Source organism: Xanthomonas sp. NCPPB 3761 (genome assembly GCF_041475705.2).
GTDB classification, from domain to species: domain Bacteria; phylum Pseudomonadota; class Gammaproteobacteria; order Xanthomonadales; family Xanthomonadaceae; genus Xanthomonas; species Xanthomonas phaseoli.
Genome location: NZ_CM191262.1, coordinates 2647365 through 2672350, shown reverse-complemented (window position 1 = coordinate 2672350; position 24986 = coordinate 2647365). Strand labels below are relative to the sequence as shown.

Below are 24986 nucleotides of genomic sequence, written 5' to 3'. Positions count from 1 at the left end.
GGGTTTCCCTCTCTCATCCGATACGGACGGGGCCTCCCTCAACGAGGTCTGTCGATGTCATCGCCCGCTGTTTCGTTTGAACCCGCTGCTGTCCTTGCGTCCTCTGCGCGCACTGTCGTGCACAAATTCGGCGGCACCTCGGTGGCCGATGCCGACCGGTATCGGCATGTGGCGCAGTTGCTGCTTGCACGCGACGAGACGGTGCAGGTCACCGTGGTCTCGGCAATGAAGGGCGTCACCGATGCCTTGATCGAACTGGCCGAACTGGCGGCGAAAAATCGTTCCGAATGGCGCGAGCGCTGGCACGAAACCCGCGCACGCCATCGCGGTGCGGCGGTCGCCTTGCTCGGCGAGCATTCCGGGCCGACGGTGGAATGGCTGGACGAACGTTTCGAACACCTGTCGCAGATCCTTGGTGCACTGGCGGTGATCGGCGAATTGCCGCGCGAAGTGCTCGACCGCGTGCAAGGCCTGGGCGAGGTGTATTCGGCGCAGTTGCTGGGCGATCACTTTCGCGCCATCGGTGAAGACTGCGCGGTGCTGGACGCGCGCGATGTGCTGGTGGTCAACCGCGGCGAACTCGGTGTGGATGTGGATTGGGAGGCGAGTGCGCAGCGCCTGGCAACCTGGCGGCAGGCGCATCCGCAAACGCGTGTGGTGGTCACCGGCTTCGTGGCGCGCGACCGCGCCGACCGCATAACCACGCTTGGGCGCAATGGCAGCGACTATTCCGGTGCGATCTTCGCGGCGCTATTCAATGCCGACGAGCTGCATATCTGGACCGATGTGGATGGTGTGCTGTCGGCCGACCCGCGCGTGGTGCCAGAAGCGGTGCAACTGGAGACGCTGAGCTACGACGAGGCGTGCGAGCTGGCGTATTTCGGCGCCAAGGTGGTGCATCCGCAAACGATGTCGCCGGCGATCGAACGCGGCTTGCCGATCATCATCCGCAATACCTTCCAGCCCGAACACCCGGGCACGCGCATCACCGCCAGCAGCGCGGTGAGCGGGCCGATCAAGGGGCTGACGCTCAGTCCGGATCTTGCCGTCCTCAACTTGGAAGGCACCGGCCTGATCGGCGTGCCCGGTACGGCCGAGCGCGTGTTTGCGGCGCTGCGCACCGCGAAGGTGTCGGTGGTGATGATCTCGCAAGGGTCGTCGGAACATTCGATCTGCTGCGTGGTCAAGCAGCACGAGTCCGAGCGTGCGCGCAATGCGTTGTTGCAGGCGTTCGCGCATGAACTCACGGTCGGCCAGGTGCAGCGCGTGCAACTGACCACCGGCATCAGCGTGCTGGCAGCGGTGGGCGATGGCATGGCCGGGCAGCCGGGCGTGGCTGCGCGCTTGTTCGAATCGTTGGGGCGAGCCCAGGTCAATATTCTGGCAATTGCGCAGGGCTCTTCCGAGCGCAATATCTCGGTGGCCATCGATGCAGCGCATGCGACCAAGGCGTTGCGCGCGGCGCATGCCGGTTTCTGGTTGTCGCCGCAAACCTTTTCGGTGGGCGTGATCGGGCCGGGCAATGTGGGTGCGGCGTTGCTGGATCAACTGCGCATCGCGCAACCGCAGTTGCTGGGCAAGGCCAATCTGGACCTGCGCCTGCGTGCGGTGGTCTCGCGCGGTCGCATGCTGCTGGACGAGCGTGGCCTGGTCGGCGATTGGCGCGATGCGTTTGCATCGGCGTCCGCGCCCACCGATCTGGAGCGTTTCACCACGCATCTGCTGTCTGCGCACCTGCCGCATGCGGTGATCATCGATTGCAGCGGCAGCGCCGAAGTGGCCGACCGTTATGCGGGTTGGCTGGCCGCTGGCATCCATGTGGTGACGCCGAACAAGCAGGCCGGGTCCGGCCCGCTGGCGCGTTATGAGGCGATCCGCGCGGCGGCCGACGCCAGCGGTGCGCGCTTCCGTTATGAAGCCACCGTGGGCGCCGGTTTGCCGGTGATCACCACGCTGCGCGACCTGGTCGATACCGGCGATACGGTGACCTCGATCGAAGGCATCTTCTCCGGCACGCTCGCCTGGCTGTTCAACAAATACGACGGCAGTGTGCCGTTCGCCGAACTGGTGACGCAGGCGCGCGGCATGGGCTATACCGAACCGGACCCGCGCGACGATCTGTCCGGTGTGGACGTGGCGCGCAAGTTGGTGATCCTGGCGCGCGAAGCGGGGCGCGCGATCAGCCTGAAAGACGTGCAGGTTGAAAGCCTGGTGCCGGAAGCGCTGCGCCAGGCCAGCGTGGACGATTTCATGGCGCGGCTTTCCGAAGTGGATGCGGTGTTCGCGCAGCGCCTGAGCGACGCACGTGCGCGCGGCAACGTGCTGCGCTATGTGGCGCAGCTGCCGCCGGACCGCGCGCCCAGCGTGGGCCTGGTGGAATTGCCCGCAGATCACGCCTTCGCCAATCTGCGCCTCACCGACAACGTGGTGCAGTTCACCACGCGTCGCTACTGCGAGAATCCGTTGGTGGTGCAGGGCCCGGGCGCGGGGCCGGAAGTGACCGCGGCAGGCGTGTTCGCCGATCTGCTGCGCGTGGCGGCGGGCGAGGGCGCGCGACTATGAGCCATACAGGCGTGTCCTCGCTGCGCGAGGCGCGAGCGTTCGCTCCGGCCTCGGTGGCCAACGTGGCGGTCGGGTTCGATCTGCTCGGCTATGCGCTGGAAGGAATCGGCGATACGGTGGCCGTGCGCCGTATCGATGCGCCGCACGTGCGCATCGCCGCGATCCGTGGGACCGCCGTCGCGCTCCCGCTGGAGGCCGAACGCAATACTGCTGGCGCGGCATTGATTGCGCTGCGCACCTCATTGGCATTGCCGTTCGGCTTCGAGTTGGAGATCGACAAGGGGATTGCGCTCAGTTCCGGCATGGGCGGGTCTGCGGCATCGTGCGTGGCGGCGCTGGTGGCGGCCAACGCGCTGTTGGATGTCCCGCTGTCGCGCGATCAGCTCTATCTGCATGCGCTCGACGGCGAGGCGGTGGCCAGCGGCAGCCGGCATGGCGACAACCTTGGTCCGATGTTGCTGGGCGGTCTGGTGCTGTCCACGTTGGAGCGCATGGTGCCGGTGCCGGTACCCTCGGCGTGGCATAGCCTGGTGGTGCATCCGGATGCGGTGCTGGAAACGCGCCGTGCGCGTGCTGCTCTGGCTGGCGACTATCGTCTCGATGAATTCGTCGCGCAGAGCGGCAATCTTGCACTGGTGTTGGCGGGCTCCCACGCCGGCGACGAATCGCTGGTGCGCGCAGGCTTGCGCGATGTGCTGATCGAGCCGCGGCGTGCGCCGTTGATCTGCGGCTTCGACGCAGCCAAAGCCGCCGCGTTGGCTGCGGGGGCGATGGGTGCGGGCATTTCCGGAGCTGGCCCCAGCGTGTTTGCCTGGTTCGCCACCCGCGCGGCAGCCGAGGCAGCCGCAGTGCCTGTACAGGCGGCATTCGCAAATGCCGGCTTCGGCAGCCAGAGTTGGGTGTCTGCGCTGAACTGCCCGGGCGCCAGGCTGCTGTAGCGCCCGCCGGACCAGTTGGGGGCGCGCCACGTCTGCGGCGTGCGGTTACTGCAATGCCGTCGGCGCGGCAACGTGATCGAGCGCGCGTTCTGCACGCAAGGGACCTGAGTTGACCTGTGCATGCAGACCCTACGCTGGCACCGATGCATGCGTGCGGCAGCTGCGCATGCCGATGATCTGTGACCCGGACATCGCTTTGAATTGCGAGTCCACTGCACTGTGCGTACAGACATTTGCGCGCTTCGTTTCCACATAGCAGCGTTCGTTTCTGCCTTCTGGCATTTTGCGGTCGCCGCTAGCATCCAAGCCCACGTCCATGCCCATGGGCATTGCGATCGATCGACAGGCAAAGCTGTGTCACCTGCGGCGGACAGGGGCTTACATCCCGACGCAGGGCGACATCGTGATGTGCGCGCCGTGAGATGCCATGTGGAGTGTTCGGTGTCCCGACCGCCCGGTCGAGACGGTAAATCCGCTTCTGACCTGACGAGGAATTGTTCATGGCTCGATTGGACTGGCCGAGGGTGCTCGGCCCAGTGGTGGTTGCAACCGGTTTGTACTTCGCGGCGACATCGGCGTTTGCTTCCTGCGCGGATCTGCTGAAATTGTCGGTGCCGTCGACGACGATCAGCACGGCCGACGATGTGCCTGCAGGCAATTTCACCGCGCCCGATGGCACCGTTCTCAAAGGATTGCCGGCGTTCTGCCGCGTGGTCGGCGTTGCGCGGCCAAACAGCGATTCGGAGATCGGTTTCGAAGTCTGGATCCCTTCTTCCGGCTGGAACGCAAAATATCTGCAGGTCGGTACGGTGGTGTTTGCCGGCACGATCCAGTACAACTCGCTAGGTTTCGCCTTGCGCCGTGGCTACGCCACCGCCACCACCGATGGCGGTCATCGTGCGACCGTCGGCGATGCAAGTTTCGCGCTCAACCACCCCCAGAAAATCATCGACTGGGGATACCGTGCGCTGATCAAGACGGCCGTCGACAGCAAGCAGATCGTGTCTGCGTATACGCAGAGCGCACCGCGCTATTCCTACTTTTTTGGCTCCTCCAACGGTGGCCGCGATGCGCTGATGGCCGTGCAGCGCTATCCGAATGCGTTCGATGGCGTGATTGCCGATGCGCCGTCCGCCGACTGGACCCACAACGCATTTTCCTGGCTGTGGTCCGAAGATGCCGAGTTCGGCAATCCGGCGGCCACCATCACGATGGCCAAGCTGCCGGCGATCCAGGCCGCGGCACTTGCCCAATGCGATGCCAAGGATCTGACCGCAGACGGGGTGGTCAACGATCCGCGCCTGTGCCACTTCGATCCCAGCGTGCTGCTGTGCGCTGCCGCCGAAACCGACAGTTGCCTGACTGCAGACCAGATCATGGCACTGGATTCGATTCTGGGCGGTCCGGTCAATCCGCGGACCGGACAGCGCATTTACTATGGGTTCGAGCCATTCGCCGTCGCCCTGCCGACCTTCTGGGACCGTTGGGTCACCGGCAACGCCACGATACCGGGCGGTGGGCATGCGCTGCTGGCCAATCAGTTCTTCGCCAACATGGTGTTCAACACCGCTAGCGCCTCGTTCGACCATACCAAGGTCAACTTCGACAGCGATGTCGCCCTCACCAACCGTACCTCCATCGCCGGTCAGCGGCTGGCCCACGTGATCAACGCGACCTCGCCGGATCTGAGCCGGTTCCGTGCGCGCAACGGCAAGCTTCTGCTGTATATCGGCTGGGAAGATCCCGTGGTGCCGCCGCGCGGAATGATCGCCTATTACGAATCGGTCGTTGCAAAGCTGCGTGCGGACAGCGCATCTGCAATCAGCGACGACCAGGCATTGCAGCAGACGCAGCAGTTCTTCCGCCTGTTCATGGTGCCCGGGATGGGCCATTTCACCGGTGGCCCGGGCGCGACAGCGTTTGGCGCGCTGTATGGCGCACCCGGGTTGGCGGTCGATCGCCAGCACGATGTGTTGTCGGCGATGGAAGCCTGGGTCGAGCAGGGCGTCGCGCCCAATCGCATCATCGCCGCCAAATACATCAACGACGACCAAACCCAAGGCGTGTTGCGTACGCGCCCGCTGTGCAGCTATCCGCAATCGGCGCAGTGGACCGGCCAGGGCGATTCCAACCAGGAGCAGAACTTCGTCTGTCTCGATGGTCCCCGCGGCGCGTACCCTGACAGTGCGGAGGCTGGACTGTCGCGCTGAGCAGACCGATCTGTTCGTCGCTTCCATAGCGCGCGCATGGTCGAGCATGCGCGTGGGCGAGCACGTCGATCAGACGTGCAGGCAGAAAGTCCGCACTGGTTAGGGTGCGCATTGGCCTGTGTTGGCGTCCCCACTCCTGCTGTCTTGCCGGCGTCGAGCTGCCGTACTGCAGCGGTAGCTCGCGCTGGTTGTGTGACTGCGCAGGCGGATCAGGCGCGCAGGAAGTTCAGAAGGGCCTGGCCGCAGCGGATCGTTCGCTCGCTGGCGCCAGATGCCGATGCGCGTCTCATCGCGAAGCGATGCGTCGCAAGCACGGCGCGTATGCGCTCGTCATCTGGTAACGTTCGTGGTCGAACGCGCGCGGATGGCGCCGCTGCGAAGATGCGCTTGGCGGCGGACGGATCCCGATGGCCGGCGTCGGTGGATTGGGCGCGCGGCGCATGCCGGACCGGCTGCTGCGCTCGCTGAGTCGAGCCGTGCCAGCCCTTAGAGAAGATGAGTCAGAACAAGTGATGTGTGGATCGAGTCATTGTCGTCCTGGATCGACGACGCACCGAGCACAGTGGCGTCATCCGGGCTGTACGGGTCGCCTCGTCGTGCATGCGATTTCGGCGTGATGCCATCCGGTCGCTGCGCGTCGGGTGTAGTTGCTCGACAGTGCGCTGCCGCGGCACGGCGCCTGCGACGTGGTGTGGGCGCAGGGCCGTGCGATGCACGGCATGTTGCACTGCACGCGCCGCGCGGCTCAGCCCACCATGACCTCGCTGATCTGCATTACCGGGGTCAGGTCGGTGTAGTTGGCGATGTCGCCCAGGATCTCGGCCGCATGCGGCCCGAAGCCGGCGTTGAAGGTCTCCACCGACCCGCAAAAGATGTGGCACATGCCGATGAACGCCGGCGGGCTGCCGGCCTCCCCGCCGCTGATGCCCTTGTCCACGGTGTATTTCAAACAGGCCGCGCCCATGCGCGCGCTCACCAGCGGCATGTGCTGGTCGCGGTAGTAGGCGTGATCGAAGCGGGCGCCGTCGCGGTACGGGTACATCACACTGACCTTGATCATCTGCCGACTCCACGGAAGGGTGCGCGCAGCATAGCCCCGCGCCATCGACCGTACGCAACCCTTCGGCCGAACGCCGGTGCAACGCGACGCCCGGCTACCTCACACGCGGCACCCCTTGTCATGGGTGCCGCCCAGCCTTCGCTTTATCTGGAGTCATGCTGATGTTTATCTCCACCCGTGGCGGTGCCCCCGCTGCAAGCCTGAGCCAGGCCATTGCCGCCGGGCTGGCGCCCGATGGCGGCCTCTACGTGCCGCAGACCCTGCCACCTGCCCGTACGCTGGTTGCGGGCGCCGGCCTGGCCGACACCGCCACTGCGCTGTTGCAGCCATTTTTCGAGGGCGACGCACTGGCGGCCGAACTGCCTGCCATCTGTGCCGAAGCCTTCGATTTCCCGGCGCCGTTGGTGGCGCTGGGTACGCCGGGCGATTACGCGCTGGAGCTGTTTCATGGCCCCACGGCCGCGTTCAAGGATTTCGGTGCGCGCTTCCTGGCTACCTGCCTGACCCGCTTGCGCCGTGCTGAAGACCGCCCGCTCACCATCCTGGTCGCCACCTCCGGCGACACCGGCGCCGCCGTGGCCGCCGCGTTCCATCGCCAGCCCGGCCTGCGCGTGGTGGTGCTGTATCCGGACAGCCGCGTGTCGCCGCGGCAGGCGCATCAGTTGGGGTGTTTCGGCGACAACATCCAGGCCCTGCGCGTGGCCGGCTCGTTCGACGACTGCCAGGCAATGGTCAAGCAGGCCTTGAACGATGCCGCGTTGCAGACGCAGGTGCCGCTGAGTTCGGCCAACAGCATCAGTCTGGGCCGGCTGCTGCCGCAGATGAGTTACTACGCGCATGCCGCGCTGGAGCACCATGCAGCGTCGGGTAGCGTGCTCAATCTGGTGGTGCCCACCGGTAACCTGGGCAATGCCCTGGCGGCGATCATCGCGCGCGCGCTCGGGGTGCCGTTGGGCCGCATCGCGCTGGCGTCCAACGCCAATCATGTGTTGCCGGACTATTTCGCGGGCGATGCCTACGTACCGCAGCCCAGCGTGGCCACGCTGGCCAATGCGATGGACGTGGGGGCGCCGAGCAATTTCGAACGGCTGCGCTGGCTCTACAACGGCGACGACGCCGCCTTGCGTGAGGAATTCCGGGCCTTGTCCGTGGACGATGCGGCGATTCGCCACACCGTGCAGCAGCGCTTCGCGCGCTACGGCGAGGTGCATTGCCCGCATACCGCCACCGCGGTGCATGTGCTCGAACAACTGCGTGCAGAAGGCGCGGAGGGCGGCACTGGCGACTGGGCGGTAGCGGCCACCGCGCATCCGGCCAAGTTCGAGGGCGTGGTGGAGCCGCTGATTGGCCGTGCCGTAGAGGTTCCGCCGGCACTGGCTGCACTGCTGCAGCGCCCAGCGCAGGCCGAAGCACTGGCGGCGGACTACGCCGCCCTTCGGCAGCGCTTGCTTGCCGATGCCGCCTGACCCAACGCGTTCAGCCACCGGGGTTGGAAAGTGGCCCATATGCGGCTATTTCTAGGGGGTGCGGCCCCGCTGTGGCGCCGCGTCCGCTGTGGGTTGTTGCATGTCTGATCGAATGATCGCCGTTGCCGCCGTCTTGTGCGGGTGGGCAGCGGCCGGTGCGGCCAATGCGGCCGAGGCATTGTCTGCGTCACCGGTGCCGCCGCTGGGCGCCCCGCGTGTGGGTCTGGTCGAGGCGCTGGCGCGCCAGGCGCCGTCGCTGGACCGCCAGGTGCTGGCCCTGGCCACCGAGGCACTGCAATGCGCGCGACAGCGCCAGCAGGTGGGTGCCGAACGGGTGCTCAGCGTCATCGACTACAGCCGCCCCTCGACCGAGCGCCGGCTCTGGGTATTCGATCTGGACAAGCAACGCCTGTTGTTTCGCGAATGGGTCGCGCACGGGCGCAATACCGGCGAGAACCTGGCGGCGAAGTTCTCCAATAACGACGGCAGCTTCCAGTCCAGCCTGGGCGCATTCACCGCGCAGGAGTCGTACACCGGGCACAACGGTTACTCGTTGCGGCTCAAGGGTCTGGAGCCCGGTTTCAACGACCACGCGCGCGACCGTGCCATCGTGATCCACGGCGCACCCTATGTCAGCGAAGCCATCATCCGCACCCAGGGCCGGCTCGGCCGCAGCCTGGGCTGCCCGGCGGTGCGGCCAGCGGTGGCCAAGCAGTTGATCGATACCTTGCGCGACGGTGCGTTCGTGTTCGCCTACTACCCGGATCGCGCCTGGCTGCGCCAATCGCGGCTGCTGAGCGGTGGCTGTAGCGGTGCGGCAGCGCGTTCAGTGGCCGGGCGCTGAGCGATTGCGCGTCACCGACCCGACCGACTGCTTCGACAAGCACGCACCGACGCATCAATGAAATCCATCAATCAGCCGCCAATCCTCACACCGTATCGCCGGCCAGACGGCGCAGTGCGGCGTAATCCAGGATCTGCACCAGATGCAGTTGCGGCAGCGCGATCAATTGCTGCTGCCGCAGTTTGGTGAAGGTGCGGCTCACCGTTTCCACGGTCAGCCCCAAGTGGTCGGCGATGTCGCTGCGGCTCATCGGCAGCGCCACCGTGTCGCCGCTGGCGCCGGGTTGGGTGGAGCGGGCGGCCAGCCGTAGCAGGAAATGCGCCAGCCGTTCGCTGGGGTGCAGGCGCGCCAGCAACAGGCCGGTGTCCTGCGCGGCGGCGAGCTCCATGCTGGCGCGTTGCAGCAGCTTGCGTTCCAGCTGTGGGTAGCGCTCGCGTAGCTGGCGCATTTGCGCCATCGGCGTGCGGCACACCCGGCTGTCGACGATGGCTTCGATATCGTGGCGGTGCTGCGCGGTTTCGGTGAGCCCGACGTAGTCGCCGGGCAGCACGAAGCCGGTGATCTGGCGGCGTCCGTCGGCCAGCGTGCGCACCATGCGCAACGCGCCGGAGGTCACGGTATAGACGTTGTGCCGGGTCTCGCCCGCACGCACCAGGGTGCTGCCGGGCGCGTAGGCCGCCGCGTGGGTGACCTGGTCCAGCGCGTCCATTTCCTGCGCCGAGAGCGCCGCACAAATGGCCCGGCCGCGCACGGTGCAAAGGGCGCAATCTGAGTTGGGCGTTCCGCTGGCGGATGCCGCGCTGGGCGCCGGGCAGGTCGCGCTGGGGTCGGAGAGCTGCCGGTACATGGGCCACGCACTGCTGGGACGCATTGAATGATACGCCATGCGGTCAGCGTGGCCGCCCAGCCGTTAGAATTGTGCGTTCGCCACATTGTCCTGCAGGAGTTTCGCTCGTGATCAAGCCCCGTACGCCGCCCGGCATCATGGAATTGCTGCCGCGCGAGCAGATCGCGTTCCAGCGCATGCTGGACGTCATCCGCCGCAACTACGAGCGGTTCGGGTTCCTGCCGGTCGAGACCCCGGTGTTCGAGCTCTCCGATGTGCTGCTGACCAAATCCGGCGGCGAGACCGAGCGCCAGGTGTATTTCGTGCAGTCCACCGGCGCGCTGGCCAATGCCGCCGCTGCGGCCGATGAGGGCGCCGAGAACGGCGGCTTGCCGGAGCTTGCGCTGCGCTTCGACCTGACCGTGCCGCTGGCACGCTACGTCGCCGAGCACGAGCATGACTTGAGCTTCCCGTTCCGTCGCTACCAGATGCAGCGCGTGTATCGCGGCGAGCGTGCGCAGCGTGGGCGATTCCGCGAGTTCTACCAGTGCGACATCGACGTCATCGGCAAGGATGCGTTGAGCATCCGCTACGACGCCGAAGTGCTGGCAGTCATCCATGCGGTGTTTGCCGAGCTGGGCATCGGCGACTTCAAGGTGCAGTTGAACAATCGCAAGCTGCTGCGCGGCTTCTTCGAAAGCCTGGGCGTGGCCGAAGGCGAGTTGCAGCTGGCGGTGCTGCGCGAGGTCGACAAGATCGACAAGCGTGGCGCCGATTACGTGCACGACACGCTGGTGGGCGAGGGCTTCGGCATTCCTGCCGAGCAGGTGGCCAGGATTCTCGCCTTCGTAGCGGTGCGCTCTGAAGGGCATGCCGATGCGCTGGCGCAATTGCAGGCGCTGGAAGGCTCGGTCGGGACCAGCGCGACGCTGGGCGAGGGCATCGCCGAGTTGCGTGAAGTGCTGGAGCTGGTCAAGGCGCTGGGCGTGCCGGAGAGCGCGTACTGCCTGAATTTCTCCATCGCGCGCGGGCTGGATTACTACACCGGCACCGTCTACGAAACCACGCTGACCGACCACCCGCAGATCGGCTCGATCTGTTCGGGCGGCCGTTACGAGAGCCTGGCCAGCCACTACACCAAGTCCAAATTGCCCGGTGTGGGCATTTCGATCGGCCTGACCCGCCTGTTCTGGCAGCTGCGCGAGGCCGGCCTGATCCAGGGCATCGCCGAAAGCAGCGTGCAGGCGATGGTGGCGCTGATGGACGAGACCCGCCTGGACGACGCGCTGGATATCGCGCGCCGGCTGCGCATCGGTGGCATCAACACCGAGGTGCAGATGGAGCCGAAGAAGGTCGGCAAGCAGTTCCAGTATGCCGCTCGTGCCGGCATCCGCTTCGTGGTGCTGGCCGGCGACGACGAACTGGCACGCGGCGTGGTGGCGGTGAAGGACCTGGTCCGCGAGCAGCAATTCGATGTCGCCCGCGACGAGCTGGCCAGCACTTTGCTGGTTGAGCTGGAACAGGCCAAGGCGATGCCGTGAGGCGGAGCTGGTCGTTTCTGATTGCCTGATTTGAAGGGCGCTACAGTTGCTTGCCGTGCGAGTCCGGCGGGCATGCTTTGTGTCATCCATGTAAGAGCGGCGGCGCATCGGATGTGTGCCGAAATGGTGAACATCGTGCCTCTGCGCCACGTTGCCGCTTGCGACAAACCGGAGCGGGCCTGCCTGGGCTGATGGCTCGCGGCTCTCTGGCGGCGACGGAAGAACCCAACGTGCGCAGACCAGCCCTTGGTCCTTCTCCCGTCAACGGGAGAAGGTGGCGCGTAGCGCCGGAGGAGTGGCTTCGGAGCTTCCCGGCAGCGCAGTTGAGAAGTGTGGCGCAGCGTTCGGCTAAGGCTTCGTTGCTGGCTTTGCGATGGAAGGGCGCGCAATCCACATATGAAGCGGTGTGTTGCTGTACGAGATCCCGCCCCCATCCGCCCTTCGGGCACCTTCCCCGCAGGCGGAAGGGAGCCGCCTGCTTTTCTTCGTCCGCCTGCGGAGAGATGGCGCGAAACGCCGGATGAGGGCCACCCGAACGAGCGCTCTCCACACCATTCGAACAGGTGACAAGTCCCGTCGTTTGCGTTAATGTACTAACACGCTATTACATTAACGCAATGAAACAACGATCTGCCCCCGAAACTACCGACGTCGCCGCCTCGCTGACGATGCTGGCCGACGCACTGGCATGCCTGCGCGAGCCTGGGGCCGTCGAAGCGTTTCTGCGTGACCTATGCACGCCCGCCGAGCTGGAAGCCATGGCCGACCGCTGGCGGGTGGTGCCGCTGCTGGTCAAGGGCGTGCCGTATCGCGAAATCCACGAGCTGACCCAGGTCAGCGTGACCACCATCGGGCGCGTTGCACGCACCCTGGACCACGGCGCCGGCGGCTATGCCGCGGCCCTGCGCGAGCAGTCGTCGCGCCCTGACGACTCCCACTGAGAGAACAAGATGAGTGCTTCCACGGCAGCGCCGGCACGTGACCGGTTGCGTATCGCCATCCAGAAGAGCGGCCGTCTGGCCGAGCCGGCGCGCAGCCTGTTGGCCGCCTGCGGGCTGAGCTGGCGGCAGAGCCGCGACAAGCTGTTCTGCTACGGCGAGTCGTTGCCGGTGGACCTGCTGCTGGTACGCGACGACGATATCCCCGGCTTGATCGCCGATGGCGTCTGCGACTTGGGCATCGTCGGCCAGAACGAGCTGGAAGAGCAGGCCGCCGAGCGCCGCCGCAATGGCTTGCCGGCCGCCTACCACGCGGTACGTGGGGTGGGCTTCGGCCAGTGCCGCCTGATGCTCGCCGTGCCGGAAGAATGGGACTGGCACGGCGTGGCGCAACTGGCGGGCAAGCGTATCGCCACCAGCTACCCGGCGATTTTGGCCCATTGGCTGGGGCGGCAGGGCATCGACGCGGCGGTGGTGGAGTTGTCCGGCTCGGTGGAAATCGCCCCGCGCCTGGGCACCGCCGATCTGATCTGCGATCTGGTCTCCAGCGGCGCCACCCTGGCCGCCAACCAGCTCAAGCCGGTCGAACTGGTGATGGAAAGCGAAGCGGTGCTGGCCGGCGCGGTGCGCGAACCTGCCGATGCGCGTGCCGGCCTTCTGGCAATGCTGCTGCGGCGCATGGACGGCGTACTCAAGCTGCGCGACAGCAAGCTGCTGATGTTCCGTGCCGAGCACGGCAACGTGGATGCGCTGCGCCGCCTGCTGCCCGATGCCGATCCGCTGGTGCAGTTGCCCGACGACGGCAACGGCGCGCTGCGCTTGCAGACCATGTGCCACGGCGCGGTGACCTGGCAGCGCCTGGAAGAACTCGAACGCGCAGGTGCGCAAGGCTTGATGGTGTTGACGGTGGAGCGCTCGCTGGCATGAAGATTCTCGATTGGTCCCAACTCGACGGTGCTGCACGCACCGACGCATTGACCCGCCCGGTGCAGACCGTGGCCGCACGAACGCGCGATGCGGTCGCCGCGTTGATTGCCGACGTACGCACGCGCGGCGATGCGGCGTTGCGCGAGATCACCGCGCGTTTCGATGGCGTGTCGCTGGACAGCTTCGCAGTGAGCGAAGCCGAATTCGTCACCGCCGAAGCGGCCGTCCCACCGGAGCTGCGCCAGGCAATGCAGGATGCGGTCGCACGCATCGACACCTTCCACCGCGCCGGGATGAGCCAGGGCTATGCGGTGGAAACCGCGCCCGGGGTAGTGTGCGAAAAGATCGTGCGGCCGATCGGCCGTGTGGGCCTGTATGTGCCTGCAGGCAGTGCGCCGCTGCCATCGACGGCCTTGATGCTGGGCGTGCCGGCGCGTCTGGCCGGATGCCGCGAGGTGGTGTTGTGCACGCCGCCGCGCAAGGACGGCAGCGTGGACCCGGCGGTGCTGGTGGCCGCGCAACTCACCGGCGTGCGCCGCGTGTTCAAGCTCGGCGGTGCGCAGGCGATCGCGGCGATGGCGTATGGCACCGAATCGCTGCCCAGCTGCGACAAGCTGTTTGGCCCGGGCAACAGCTATGTCACCGAAGCCAAGCAGCAGGTGGCCCAGTCCGGTGCGGCGGCGATCGACATGCCGGCCGGCCCCTCGGAAGTCTTGGTCATCGCCGATGCGGGTGCGCAGCCGGCGTTCGTGGCTGCTGATCTGTTGTCGCAGGCCGAACACGGCCCCGATTCGCAGGTGCTGTTGCTCTCCGACAGCGACGCGTTGATCGATGCGGTGCAAGCGCAGCTGGAAGTTCAGCTGGCGCAACTCTCGCGCGCGGACATTGCGCGCCAGGCGCTGGCGCAATCGCGGCTGATCAAGGTGCAGACGCTGGATGAGGCGTTTGCGATCAGTAATCGCTATGCGCCGGAGCATCTGATTCTTGCGCTGCGCGAACCGCGCGCGTGGTTGGAGCACGTCGAAGCGGCCGGTTCGGTGTTTCTCGGCGATTACACGCCCGAAGCGCTGGGCGACTACTGCAGCGGCACCAATCATGTATTGCCGACCAGCGGTGCGGCGCGCGCCTACAGCGGCGTGAGCGTGGCCAGCTTCCAGAACATGGTCAGCGTGCAGGCGGCCAGCAAGGCCGGCATCGACGGCATCGGCGAATGCGCGTTGCTCCTCGCGCGGGCCGAGGGGCTGGATGCCCATGCCAATGCGGTGGCGCTACGCATGGGAGCGGCAGCATGAGCACGTCGTCGATTCTGGATCTGGTGCGCGAAGACCTGCGTGCATTCGCGGGCTATTCGTCGGCGCGCACCAGTGCGTTGCAGGGCGATGTGTGGCTCAACGCCAACGAGTCTGCCTGGGCCAATCCCGCCGATCCCGCTGCCAGCACGCGGCGCTATCCCGACCCGCAACCCAAGGGCCTGCGCAGCGCGCTTGCGGCGCTGTACGGTTGCGCCTCGGAGCAGCTGTTGATCGGTCGCGGTAGCGACGAGGCGATCGATTTGCTGGTCCGTGGCCTGTGCGTGCCAGAGCGCGACGCGGTGCTGGTCACGCCGCCGGTGTTCGGCATGTACGCCGTGTGCGCACGGCTGCAGAACGCGCCGCTGGTGGACGTGCCGCTGGTCGACGGGCCCGACGGTTTCCATGCGGATATCCCGGCGATCGTGGCAGCGGCATTGTCTTCGAACGCCAAGTTGGTGTTCCTGTGTTCGCCGTCCAATCCTGCTGGTTCGGCCATTGCGCTGGACGAAATCGAACAAGCGCTGCAGGCTTTGCAATGCAAGGCGCTGGTGGTGGTGGATGAGGCCTACGGCGAATTTTCCGATGTGCCTTCGGCGGTCGGCCTGCTCGGGCGTTACGACAATCTCGCCGTGTTGCGCACGCTTTCCAAAGCGCATGCATTGGCGGCGGCGCGTATCGGCACGCTGATCGCCAATGCCGATCTGATCGCCTTGCTGCGCCGCTGCCAGGCGCCGTATCCGGTGCCCACACCATGTGCAGCCATGGCCGAGCAGGCCTTGTCTGCGCCAGCGCTGGAGGTTACACGCCGCCGCATCGCCGAGGTGCGTAGCGAACGCGAACGTGTGCACAAGGCGTTGGTGCAGCTGCCTGGCGTGCGTCAGGTCTATCCCTCGCAAGGCAACTTCCTGCTGGTGCGTTTCGACGACGCCGAAGGCGCATTCCAGGCGCTGCTGGAGGCCGGGGTGGTGGTGCGCGATCAACGCGCAGTGCCGCGCCTGGCCGACGCGTTGCGGATCACGCTGGGCACGCACGAACAGAACCAGCGCGTGCTGAGCGCGCTGCAACGCACGCAGGAGGCCGCCGCATGACCCCGATTCTTTTTGTCGACCGCGACGGCACGCTGATCACCGAGCCGGCCGATTACCAGATCGACGCCTACGAGAAATTGCGCTTTGTCGATCATGTGATTCCGGCGATGCTCAAGCTACGCGATGCCGGCTATCAGTTCGTCATCGTCAGCAACCAGGATGGGCTGGGCAGCGAGAGCTACCCACGCGCGTCCTTCGACGGCCCGAACAATCTGATGCTGCAGATCTTCGCCAGCCAGGGCATCGTATTTCGCGAAGTACTGATCGATTGCAGCTGGCCTGCCGACAATGCGCCCACGCGCAAGCCAGGTGTCGGCCTGATGGTGCCGTATCTGCAGGACCGCAGCATCGACTGGGCACGCTCGGCAATGGTGGGCGACCGCATCACCGACATCCAGTTCGCGCAAAACCTGAATATCCGCGGGTTTCAGCTGCGCACCGATGAGTTCGGCGGCGAGTGGGACTGGCCAGGCATCGCCCACGAGCTGGCCGATGCGCCGCGCCGCGCGGTGGTCCAGCGCAACACCAAGGAGACCAAGATCCGCGTGGAACTGGATCTGGACCGTGTGGCCGAGCCGAAAACCGCCACCGGTCTGCCGTTCTTCGACCACATGCTGGAACAGATCGGCAAGCACGGCGGTTTTGCGCTGGAGATCCGCGCCGAAGGCGATCTGCATATCGATGAGCATCACACCATCGAAGACACCGGCCTTGCACTGGGCCAGGCGCTGCGTGAAGCGCTGGGCGACAAGCGCGGCATCGGCCGTTACGGCTTCGATCCGGAAAGCAGCCCATGGCAAGTTGCCGGCGACACTGCGCAACATGGCTTCACGTTGCCGATGGACGAAACCATCGCCAGTGCGGCGCTGGATTTCAGCGGCCGCCCGTATTTCGTCTTCGACGGCGAGTTCAAGCGCGAGCGCGTCGGCGACATGCCCACCGAACTGGTGCCGCATTTCTTCCGCTCGATCTGCGATGCGTCCGGCTTGAATCTGCATCTGACCGTGCGCGGTGAGAACGATCACCACAAGGTGGAAGCCTGCTTCAAGGCCTTGGCGCGTGCATTGCGCCAGGCGATTCGCCGTGAGGGCACTGCGTTGCCGACCACCAAGGGCGCGCTATGACCGACGTTGCGCTGATCGACGCCGGTGGCGCCAACCTGGGCTCGGTGCGCTATGCGTTGGAGCGCTTGGGCGTCGACGCACGCGTGGTGCGCGATGCGGCTGGCCTGCAGGGCGCGCAGCGGGTGATCCTGCCCGGCGTCGGGGCGGCGCCAGAGGCGATGTCGCGTCTGCGCGCGCAGGGCTTGGTCGAGCCATTGCGGGAATTGCAGGTGCCGTTGATCGGCATCTGCTTAGGGATGCAGTTGCTGTTCGAACATTCCGAAGAAGGCGATGTCGAGTGCCTGGGCCTGCTGCCGGGCATCGTGCGGCACATGACGCCGGCACTTGGCATTCGCGTGCCGCATATGGGCTGGAATCAGCTGGTGCCGATGCGCGATTCCGCGTTGCTGGCCGGTCTGCCCGAGCGTGCCAGTGCGTATTTCGTGCACGGCTATGCGGCGCCGGTGACCGCCGACACCGTTGCCGCCTGCGATCACGGCGGATTGTTCACTGCCGTCGTGCAGAACGGGCTGCGCTGTGGCGCGCAATTCCACCCTGAGCGTTCGGCCGATACCGGTGCACGCATCCTGCGCAATTTTCTTGAGATGAGCTTCCCATGAGTTTTACCGTTTACCCGGCGCTGGATATCCGCAACGGTCGTGTGGTGCGCCTGCTGCAAGGCGATTACGCGCGCGAAACGCAGTACGGCGACGACGTGCTGCCGCGTGCGCAGGCATTCGCCGCTGCCGGTGCGCAGTGGATGCATCTTGTCGATCTGGATGCTGCCAAAGCAGGCGGCTACACCTTGGCCAGCACACTCGGAGAGATTGCGCGAGCCACCGGCTTGCGCGTGCAGACCGGCGGCGGTGTGCGCTCGCGCGAGGATGTGGCGCGCATCCTCGACGCAGGCGCCGCACGCGTGGTGATCGGCTCGTTGGCAGTGCGCGATAGCGAGATGGTGATTGGCTGGCTGCAGGAATTCGGTGCCGATCGCCTGACGATCGCGCTGGACACGCGCCAGGACGCCGAGGGCATCTGGCAGTTGCCGGTGCACGGCTGGACCGAAACGGCAGACGCCACGCTGGACCAATTGGCCGTGCGCTACGCACAAGCCGGGCTGCAGCATCTGCTATGCACCGACATCGCCCGCGACGGCATGCTGTCCGGCCCCAACATGGCGTTGTACGCGCATCTGCGCGCGCTGACGCCGCAGCTGCAGGTGCAGGTCTCCGGTGGCGCGCGCAATCTTGCCGATGTCGCCGCGGCCAAGGCGGCAGGCTGCGCCGGCATCGTGCTCGGCAAGGCCTTGCTGGAAGGCCACCTGGATCTGGACGAGGCACTGGCATGCTGAGCCGTCGCATCATTCCGTGCCTGGACGTACGCGATGGCCGCGTGGTCAAGGGCGTCAAGTTCCGCGACCACATCGACATGGGCGACATCGTCGAACTGGCCTTGCGCTACCGCGCGCAGGGCGCCGATGAGCTGGTGTTCTACGACATCGGTGCCAGCCCGGAAGGGCGTTCGGTCGACTACACCTGGGTCGAGCGGGTGGCACGATTGATCGATATTCCGTTCTGCGTTGCCGGAGGCATTGGCGATGTGGAAACGGCCCGTGCGGTGCTACACGCCGGTGCCGACAAGATATCGATCAACTCGCCTGCGTTAGGTCGCCCGCAACTGATCTCCGAACTGGCCGATGCCTTCGGCGTGCAGTGTGTCGTGGTCGGCATCGATTCGATCCGTGAGGAAGATGGGCAGTGGCGCGTGCGCCGCTACACCGGCGACCCGAGCAAGACCCAGGCGCTGCCAATGCGCACGCTGGATTGGGTGGCCGAAGCGCAGCGCTTGGGCGCAGGCGAGATCGTGCTCAATTGCATGGACAACGATGGGGTGCGCCGCGGCTACGATATCGCCCAACTGCGCCAGGTGCGCGCATTGTGCCGGGTGCCCCTGATCGCTTCCGGCGGTGCGGGCCAGATGCAGCACTTTGCCGACGTCTTCGACCAGGCCGATGTGGATGGCGCACTGGCCGCCAGCGTGTTTCACAGCGGCGCAATTCCGATCCCGGAACTCAAGCAATTCTTGCGCGCGCAACAGATCGAGGTACGCGATGGGCAGTAACCAAGTGGCGACGGGCGAGACGCTCGCAACGCTGGATTGGAGCAAGGGCGATGGTCTGTTGCCGGCAATCGTGCAGGACGCCGACACCCTGCGCGTGCTGATGCTGGGCTACATGAATGCCCAAGCGTTGGCCGTGACCCAGCAGCGCGGCGAAGTCACGTTCTTCAGCCGCAGCAAGCAACGCTTGTGGACCAAGGGCGAAAGTTCGGGAAACGTGTTGCGCGTGGTCTCGATCGAAACTGATTGCGATGCCGACACCCTGTTGGTGCAGGCACGTCCGCATGGCCCGACCTGTCATCTGGGCCGCACCAGCTGTTTTCCGAGTGCGCCTGGGCAGTTCTTGGGCAGCCTGGATGCACTGGTGGCCGAGCGCGAGCGTGAGCGCCCGCAAGGGAGCTACACCACCAAGCTGTTCGAACAAGGCATCCGCCGCATTGCGCAGAAGGTGGGCGAGGAAGGCGTTGAAACCGCGCTGGCCGGCGTGGTGCAGGACGATGACGCGTTGCTCGGCGAATCTGCCGATCTGCTGTACCACCTGATCGTGCTGCTGCGCGCACGTGGGCTGGGCCTTGGCGATGCGGTGGCGTTGCTGGAGTCGCGACATCGATAACGTAGCCGCGTAGGCGCGCACCCGGGCGCGACAGGCGTTATTGGGATGCCCCGTCGCACCCAGGCACGTGTCCACGGATGTGTCGCCGTGTTTTGCTACCTTCGTACACGCGCCGTGCGTCTTGCGATGGCATGTACAATTTCCGCTGATCTTCGCGCGGGAACACGCATGTATCGTCGCTTCGCTTTGTTGGCACTGGGCTTGCTCACGGCAAGCGCATACGCGCGCGCGACCACGGTCGACGGCATCGTGTACGAAGAACGCGATGGGCGTGCCGGCCGCAGCGCGGATGAGCCGGGCGTGGCCGGCGTGTCGGTTTCCAATGGCGAGCAGATCGTGCGTACCGATGCGCAGGGCCGCTACCGACTGCCGGTACGCGACGGGCAGACGGTCTTCGTGATCAAGCCGGGCGACCGCGGCTTTTTGCCCGCCGCCGACGGCCTGCCCGCATTCTGGCGCCACTACGCACCGCGTGGTTCTGCCAAGCATCGCTACAGCGGCGTCGCCGCGACCGGCCGCAACACGCGCAACTGGGATTTCGCGCTGACGCCGCGCGCAGACACCGCGGCCGATGGCTTCCAGATGCTGGTATTTGCCGACAGCCAGACCGCCAGCCTGGCCGACGTTGGTTATTACCAGCGCGACATCGTGGAGCCGATCATCGGCAAGACCACCGCCAGGCTGGGCACCACGCTGGGAGATATCGTCAGCGACGATCTAAGCCTGTATCCGGCCTTGAACAAGGTCACCACGCAGCTGGGCGTGCCGTGGTTCCATGTGCCGGGCAACCACGATCTCAACCTGGACGCGCACGACGATGCGCAGTCGCTGGACACTTGGCACGCGGTCTACGGTCCGGACACCTATGCGGTGGAAGAGGCCAATGCCAGCTTCGTGTTCCTGGACGATGTGATCTACACGCCCGGCGGAAAGCAGGCCTATATCGGTGGACTGCGCGAAGAGCAATTTGCGTTCCTGCAGAATTACCTGGCGCAGCTGCCACGCGAACGGCTGTTGGTGCTGGGCATGCATATCCACCTGTTCGATGCAGTGCCGGGGCAGGACACCTTCCGGCATGCCGATCGCCGCCGCCTGTTCGCATTGCTGAAAGAATTTCCGCATGTGTTGGTGCTCAGCGGCCATAGCCACACGCAGCGCCAGGTGGAGCATGGTGCCGACGAAGGCTGGCAAGGCGCACGCCCGCTGCACGAATACAATGTGGGGGCGGCCTGCGGTGCGTTCTGGTCGGGCGCCAAGGATGCCGAGGGCATTCCCGATGCGACCATGAGCGACGGCACTCCCAATGGCTATGCGGTGCTGCAGGTTGCCCCCAGCGGCAACTACACGCTGGCTTATCACGCTGCGCGCTCGGCCGACGATGCGCAATTGTTGCTGCACGCGCCCAAGGTGCTGCGCAAGGGCGCGTATGCGGCGTGGGGCGTCTACGCCAATGTTTTCATGGGCCAGGACGACACCGTGGTCGAGATGCGCATCGATAACGGCGCATGGCAGCCGATGAAGCGGGTAGAGCGTGGCGATCCGCGGGTGCTGGCAGAGAACGTGCGCGACGATGCGGCCGACGCACTACGCGGTTACGACCGCTCGCCAGAGGCTACGCCGTCCACGCATCTGTGGCGCGGCGCATTGCCGACCACGCTGGCGGTGGGCGAACACACCGTCCAGGTGCGCGCGACCCTGCCCACCGGGCAGTACAGCGCCAGCACCGTGTACCGCCTGCAAACTGCTGAGCCGTGAGCCGGGCCACAGCCACGCCTCGCCCAGCGCCCTTCTCCCACCGGGGAGAAGGGGCCGCCATGGGGCGAGGGTGCGCACAATGCCTGACATCACCCAGTCCCTGAAGCACCTTGCGCCAGGGGAATCCGGCTTGCACCAAACGATTGCTTGTGACCGTGTGTAGCGGCGTTTGATGCAGCGATAGGGAGCCGGCTCGTCGTGATAGCCAGCAGACAGAAGCGCGGGTGCGAGATCGCGACGTTGAAGCATGCGTCGGCTGCGGCGCAGTGGCCTGATCGCCAAAAACACAAACGCCTCCACACGGGAGGCGTTTCGGGATCCGGGCTGGCAGGCGTTGGCGCGCTGGCGAGGATCGGTGCTGGCTGGCGGTTGCTGGCTGGCTGGGCGAGTGTAGCGAGCCCTGGTTGAGGCTGACGAAATGAGAATTAGTCTCAGCACTAACCGTGGTTATCGATTGGATGCTGCAGGTGCGGGCGGGGTGTGCCTCGACGGGGTTGCGGTTGCCGGGGCATTTGAACGCGGCACGTCGCTCACCGGCGCATCGCCCGTCGAGTCGGTCGAATCCACGCCCTGGTCCGGCTCCGCATCCATGTCCACCGGCGGGTACGGATACGCAACCGCCGGCCCCAGATGCACGCCGGCACGCCAACGCGCCAGCACCGGCGCGATGCGCTTGCCCAGCGATTGCTGCGGCAACGAGGGAAGCTCGCCTTCCTGCTTTTCGCGTGCGGTGATGGCGGCTTTGGCAATGTCGAATGCCGCCAACGGGTCATTGCTCTGGTTCATTGCATCGATCAACCATGCCTGCCCGAAATAGGTGACATTGGAGGTATTGCCGCAGCCGAACGAGGGCCGATCGGCACGCGCAGCGGTGAGAATCAGCGTTTGCGGCGAGCGCAGTGCGGGAATGAAACCTCCCGAATAGCAGGCCGACAGCACGATGATGCGATTGTCGATGCCGGCATCGTCCAGCGCCTTGCGCAGATCCTGCGGGCTGATGAAATCCTCTTCCTTGTCGTCGACCTGCACGTACAGGCTATGGTCTTCGGTACCGTGGGTGGTGACGAACAACAGCAGCGCGTCTTCCGTGCGATCCATGCGCTTGCCGATTGCGGCAAGCGTGTCGTAGAGATTGTCGTAGGTTGCCAGCGGCGCGTACGGATGCTCGCCCAGGTTGTCCGGGTTGTTGACCAGCGTGACCACGCGCCCACGCGCATCGAAGCGTTGCTCGAACAGCTGTTTGAGGTAAAGCGTCTCGTTGCGGAAGACATCGTCGCTGGCATCGCCGGCAAAACCCACCACGTACAGATCGGTGACGCCGGGGCGCTGCGGTTGCAAGGTCTTCAGCGCCTGCGCCAGGGCGGCCCGATCGACCGGATCGACCGCATCGTGGTTCTCGGCAGGCTGAGCCTGCAACGCCGCACCAGCGTCCGGGTGGCAGCCGGCCATCAACGCCACCACGACGATCAGCGTGGAAAGGCGTCGCCATACTGCATGTGGCGCAAAAGGGGAGTGCAGCGACATGGCGCGCGCAGAGGTCCAGGAAAGACGGGGTAAGTGGCGGAGCGCGGTGCCCGCAGCGCAGACCACTATCCCGTCGGATAGATGCAGGCGGCGCGTCGCAGCTGGAACAGAGCAGCTGCATGGGTAGCGCAAACCACCGATTGCGCTCAACGGCAAGGAGCGCAATCGGCTTGCGGATCGTGCTTACAGCACCAACTGGCTAAAACTCTCCACACGCTGGTGGCTGCCGACATCCTCGGCCGAACGCGGCGTGGGATAGTCCTCCCGGCGGTCCAGAAGCGCGGTGCGCATGCCAGCGCGCTTGGCGGCATCGAGCTCTTCGATCACATCCGACAGGAACAGGATCTCCGGCCCCGGCACGCCAATGCGTTCAGCGATGCGGCGGTAGCTGGCGCTTTCGCGCTTGGGGCCGACTTCGGTGTCGAACCAGTCGGTAATCAGTCCGCTCAGGTCGCCCGCGTCGCTGTGCGCGAAGAACAGTTTCTGCGCCGGCACCGAGCCGGACGAATACACATACAGCGGAATGCCGGCCGCGTGCCAGGCTTTGAGCTGGATCGCCGCATCGGCGTAGATATGCGCAGTGAAGTCGGCCGTCTTGTAGCCGTCGCCCCAGATCAGTCCCTGCAAGGCCTTGAGCGCGGTGTGCTTGCGATCCTCGTCGATCCAGGTCTGCAGCGTGCTGATCAGCACCTCGTCCGGCACGTCCTCGCCGATTTCATCGGCCACCTGGTTGAGCCAGTGACGCACCTGCGGATGATTGCCGTGCTCGCGCACGTACGCCGGCATGGCGCGGCGCGCATACGGGAACAAGACGTCCTTGACGAACGAAATGCTGCTGGTCGTACCTTCGATATCGGTGAGGATCGCTTGCGGTCGTGTCATCGTCAGCTGGCCTTGTGAGGTTTCTCGGGGGCGTAGCGGGGGAATTGTTTGGCGATTTCGGTGCCGGTGAAATGTCCGACCCAGCCGTCCGGCTCGGTGAAGAAACGGATCGCCACGAAGTGCGGCTCCGGCCCCATGTCGAACCAGTGCAAGGTGCCGTCGGGCACGGCAATCAGGTCGTCCTTGACGCATTCGATCTCATAGACCTTGGCATCGACGTGCAGCGTGAACAGGCCCGAGCCGGCGACGAAAAACCGCACCTCGTCTTCCTTGTGGAAGTGCTCGTCCAGAAACTTGGCGCGCATTTCCTCGCGCTTGGGGTTGTCCGGCGCGATGCTGACCACGTCCACGGTCTTGAAGCCGCGCTCGGCGCTGATGCGGTCGATATCGGCGCGATAGGCCGCCATCACCTGCTCGGGCGTGGCGCCCGGTTCGACCGGCGCGCTGGCATGCCAGCGTTCGAAGGTCACGCCAATCTTCTGCAACTGGGCGGCGATCGCATCGCCGTCGCGGCTGTCGAACTCGGGGGTGGCGGGATTGGTGTCGGCGAAGATACGCAGTCGGCTCATGGCGGTCTGGCTCACGAATGGGGGACGGACAGTGCTCAGCGCATGCCGCGCAGTTTCAGCAGTTCGAGTTCGCAATGCAGCAGGAATTCGAACGCTTCCAGATGACGACGTGCCTCGGCCATGTTGCGGCCCCAGGCATACAGGCCGTGTCCTTCGATGAGATACCCCCACATGCTCTGTTTGTCCAGCAAGGCCTCGACCTGCGCGGCCAGCACCTGCATGTCCTGGGTATTGGCGAAGACCGGCACGTCCACCGCGGTTTCGTGGGTGGTGTTGCCATCGAAGGCCTTGAGCAGTTCGTAGCCTTCGAGCCGGATCACACCGCTGCCTGCATACAGGCGGGAAGCAATCGTCTGCACCGGCGAGTGCGTATGCAGCACGCAACCGATCTCCGGAAACCGGCGATACAGCTGGGTGTGCAGCAGGGTTTCGGCAGACGGGCGCAACGGGCGGCCGACGGCCAGGCCATCGAAGTCCACCACCATGATGTCTTCTTCGACCAGACGACCCTTGTCGCGGCCGGAGACGGTGATGGCCGCGTGCTGTTCGTCCAGCCGATGGGAAAAATTGCTGCTGGTCGCAGGCGTCCAGCCGGCATGGGCCAGCTCGCGGATATTGGCGATCAGCAGGTGCGCCAGCTCGTGTAGCCGCGTGGTGCTGTAGGGCAGGGGGGCAGTGGTCGCATTCATGGACCTATTCTACTGCGCCCCCGGTGCATGGGCAGGTGCAG

The 24986-nt window shown here is 65.7% G+C and carries 23 protein-coding genes; 16 read left to right on the top strand and 7 right to left on the bottom strand.

Going from position 1 to position 24986, the window contains the following annotated elements; all coding sequences use genetic code 11:
- Nucleotides 1–54: 54 nt before the first annotated feature.
- Nucleotides 55–2562, top strand: a complete 2508-nt coding sequence (gene thrA, locus ACCQ00_RS11655; RefSeq protein WP_039572534.1) for a bifunctional aspartate kinase/homoserine dehydrogenase I — start codon at nucleotides 55–57, stop codon at nucleotides 2560–2562.
- Complete coding sequence (locus ACCQ00_RS11650; RefSeq protein WP_039572531.1) at nucleotides 2559–3500, top strand: homoserine kinase; 942 nt, start codon at nucleotides 2559–2561, stop codon at nucleotides 3498–3500. Before thrA ends, ACCQ00_RS11650 begins: the two co-directional genes overlap by 4 nt.
- A 129-nt stretch (nucleotides 3501–3629) precedes the next feature.
- Here ACCQ00_RS11650 and ACCQ00_RS11645 read toward each other — a convergent pair whose 3' ends face one another.
- Nucleotides 3630–3824, bottom strand: a complete 195-nt coding sequence (locus tag ACCQ00_RS11645) for a hypothetical protein (protein ID WP_039572528.1) — start codon at nucleotides 3822–3824, stop codon at nucleotides 3630–3632.
- Between the two features lie 230 nt (nucleotides 3825–4054).
- Here ACCQ00_RS11645 and ACCQ00_RS11640 point away from each other — a divergent pair, with 230 nt between their 5' ends.
- The gene (locus ACCQ00_RS11640; protein WP_039583530.1) at nucleotides 4055–5710 is read left to right on the top strand and encodes a tannase/feruloyl esterase family alpha/beta hydrolase; all 1656 of its coding nucleotides are present in this window, start codon (nucleotides 4055–4057) and stop codon (nucleotides 5708–5710) included.
- 745 nt (nucleotides 5711–6455) lie between these two features.
- Here ACCQ00_RS11640 and ACCQ00_RS11635 read toward each other — a convergent pair.
- Nucleotides 6456–6770: an EthD family reductase gene (locus ACCQ00_RS11635; protein ID WP_039572526.1), complete on the bottom strand. Its 315-nt coding sequence runs from the start codon at nucleotides 6768–6770 to the stop codon at nucleotides 6456–6458.
- A gap of 155 nt (nucleotides 6771–6925) precedes the next feature.
- On the opposite strand from ACCQ00_RS11635, the gene thrC reads away from it, so the two are divergent.
- On the top strand, nucleotides 6926–8236 hold the full coding sequence (thrC, locus tag ACCQ00_RS11630) for a threonine synthase (RefSeq protein WP_173644143.1): 1311 nt from the start codon (nucleotides 6926–6928) through the stop codon (nucleotides 8234–8236).
- A 100-nt stretch (nucleotides 8237–8336) separates the two neighbouring features.
- Nucleotides 8337–9080: a murein L,D-transpeptidase catalytic domain family protein gene (locus ACCQ00_RS11625; protein WP_372353933.1), complete on the top strand. Its 744-nt coding sequence runs from the start codon at nucleotides 8337–8339 to the stop codon at nucleotides 9078–9080.
- 85 nt (nucleotides 9081–9165) lie between these two features.
- On the opposite strand, the gene ACCQ00_RS11620 is transcribed toward ACCQ00_RS11625, so the two are convergent.
- Nucleotides 9166–9831: a Crp/Fnr family transcriptional regulator gene (locus tag ACCQ00_RS11620; RefSeq protein ID WP_172955836.1), complete on the bottom strand. Its 666-nt coding sequence runs from the start codon at nucleotides 9829–9831 to the stop codon at nucleotides 9166–9168.
- Nucleotides 9832–10034: 203 nt separating this feature from the next.
- Here ACCQ00_RS11620 and hisS point away from each other — a divergent pair, with 203 nt between their 5' ends.
- The 11 genes from hisS to ACCQ00_RS11565 all read left to right on the top strand — a co-directional run bounded on the left by hisS (nucleotide 10035) and on the right by ACCQ00_RS11565 (nucleotide 21281).
- On the top strand, nucleotides 10035–11447 hold the full coding sequence (gene hisS / locus ACCQ00_RS11615) for a histidine--tRNA ligase (protein WP_022559048.1): 1413 nt from the start codon (nucleotides 10035–10037) through the stop codon (nucleotides 11445–11447).
- Between the two features lie 617 nt (nucleotides 11448–12064).
- Nucleotides 12065–12388: a YerC/YecD family TrpR-related protein gene (locus tag ACCQ00_RS11610; RefSeq protein ID WP_007963919.1), complete on the top strand. Its 324-nt coding sequence runs from the start codon at nucleotides 12065–12067 to the stop codon at nucleotides 12386–12388.
- 9 nt (nucleotides 12389–12397) lie between these two features.
- Nucleotides 12398–13312 (top strand): ATP phosphoribosyltransferase, encoded by a 915-nt coding sequence (hisG, locus tag ACCQ00_RS11605; protein ID WP_022559049.1) that lies wholly within the window; start codon nucleotides 12398–12400, stop codon nucleotides 13310–13312.
- Nucleotides 13309–14604, top strand: coding sequence for a histidinol dehydrogenase (gene hisD / locus ACCQ00_RS11600; RefSeq protein ID WP_022559050.1), 1296 nt, complete (start codon nucleotides 13309–13311; stop codon nucleotides 14602–14604). The genes hisG and hisD overlap by 4 nt, the downstream gene beginning before the upstream one ends.
- Nucleotides 14601–15692 carry a histidinol-phosphate transaminase gene (gene hisC, locus ACCQ00_RS11595; RefSeq protein WP_372353932.1) on the top strand — a complete coding sequence of 364 codons (1092 nt, stop codon included), beginning with the start codon at nucleotides 14601–14603 and terminating at the stop codon, nucleotides 15690–15692. Before hisD ends, hisC begins: the two co-directional genes overlap by 4 nt.
- Nucleotides 15689–16816, top strand: a complete 1128-nt coding sequence (gene hisB, locus ACCQ00_RS11590; protein WP_007963926.1) for a bifunctional histidinol-phosphatase/imidazoleglycerol-phosphate dehydratase HisB — start codon at nucleotides 15689–15691, stop codon at nucleotides 16814–16816. The genes hisC and hisB overlap by 4 nt, the downstream gene beginning before the upstream one ends.
- On the top strand, nucleotides 16813–17415 hold the full coding sequence (gene hisH / locus ACCQ00_RS11585; protein ID WP_007963930.1) for an imidazole glycerol phosphate synthase subunit HisH: 603 nt from the start codon (nucleotides 16813–16815) through the stop codon (nucleotides 17413–17415). The genes hisB and hisH overlap by 4 nt, the downstream gene beginning before the upstream one ends.
- Entirely contained in the window at nucleotides 17412–18146 is a 735-nt protein-coding gene (gene hisA / locus ACCQ00_RS11580) for a 1-(5-phosphoribosyl)-5-[(5-phosphoribosylamino)methylideneamino]imidazole-4-carboxamide isomerase (RefSeq protein ID WP_039583526.1), read from the top strand. Before hisH ends, hisA begins: the two co-directional genes overlap by 4 nt.
- Complete coding sequence (gene hisF, locus ACCQ00_RS11575; RefSeq protein WP_017155312.1) at nucleotides 18140–18916, top strand: imidazole glycerol phosphate synthase subunit HisF; 777 nt, start codon at nucleotides 18140–18142, stop codon at nucleotides 18914–18916. Before hisA ends, hisF begins: the two co-directional genes overlap by 7 nt.
- A complete protein-coding gene (gene hisIE, locus ACCQ00_RS11570) occupies nucleotides 18906–19526 on the top strand; it encodes a bifunctional phosphoribosyl-AMP cyclohydrolase/phosphoribosyl-ATP diphosphatase HisIE (RefSeq protein WP_039572508.1) in 621 nt (206 codons plus the stop codon). Before hisF ends, hisIE begins: the two co-directional genes overlap by 11 nt.
- 168 nt (nucleotides 19527–19694) lie before the next feature.
- On the top strand, nucleotides 19695–21281 hold the full coding sequence (locus ACCQ00_RS11565) for a calcineurin-like phosphoesterase C-terminal domain-containing protein (protein WP_039572505.1): 1587 nt from the start codon (nucleotides 19695–19697) through the stop codon (nucleotides 21279–21281).
- A 447-nt stretch (nucleotides 21282–21728) separates the two neighbouring features.
- Here the strand turns inward: ACCQ00_RS11565 and ACCQ00_RS11560 are convergent, their stop codons facing one another.
- The 4 genes from ACCQ00_RS11560 to ACCQ00_RS11545 form a co-directional block, all read right to left on the bottom strand.
- Complete coding sequence (locus ACCQ00_RS11560) at nucleotides 21729–22805, bottom strand: C13 family peptidase (protein WP_039572502.1); 1077 nt, start codon at nucleotides 22803–22805, stop codon at nucleotides 21729–21731.
- Nucleotides 22806–22988: 183 nt separating this feature from the next.
- The gene (mtnC, locus tag ACCQ00_RS11555) at nucleotides 22989–23687 is read right to left on the bottom strand and encodes an acireductone synthase (RefSeq protein WP_017155309.1); all 699 of its coding nucleotides are present in this window, start codon (nucleotides 23685–23687) and stop codon (nucleotides 22989–22991) included.
- Between the two features lie 2 nt (nucleotides 23688–23689).
- Nucleotides 23690–24256, bottom strand: a complete 567-nt coding sequence (locus tag ACCQ00_RS11550; RefSeq protein ID WP_017155308.1) for a 1,2-dihydroxy-3-keto-5-methylthiopentene dioxygenase — start codon at nucleotides 24254–24256, stop codon at nucleotides 23690–23692.
- Between the two features lie 35 nt (nucleotides 24257–24291).
- A complete protein-coding gene (locus ACCQ00_RS11545) occupies nucleotides 24292–24945 on the bottom strand; it encodes a methylthioribulose 1-phosphate dehydratase (RefSeq protein WP_017155307.1) in 654 nt (217 codons plus the stop codon).
- Nucleotides 24946–24986: the final 41 nt, after the last annotated feature.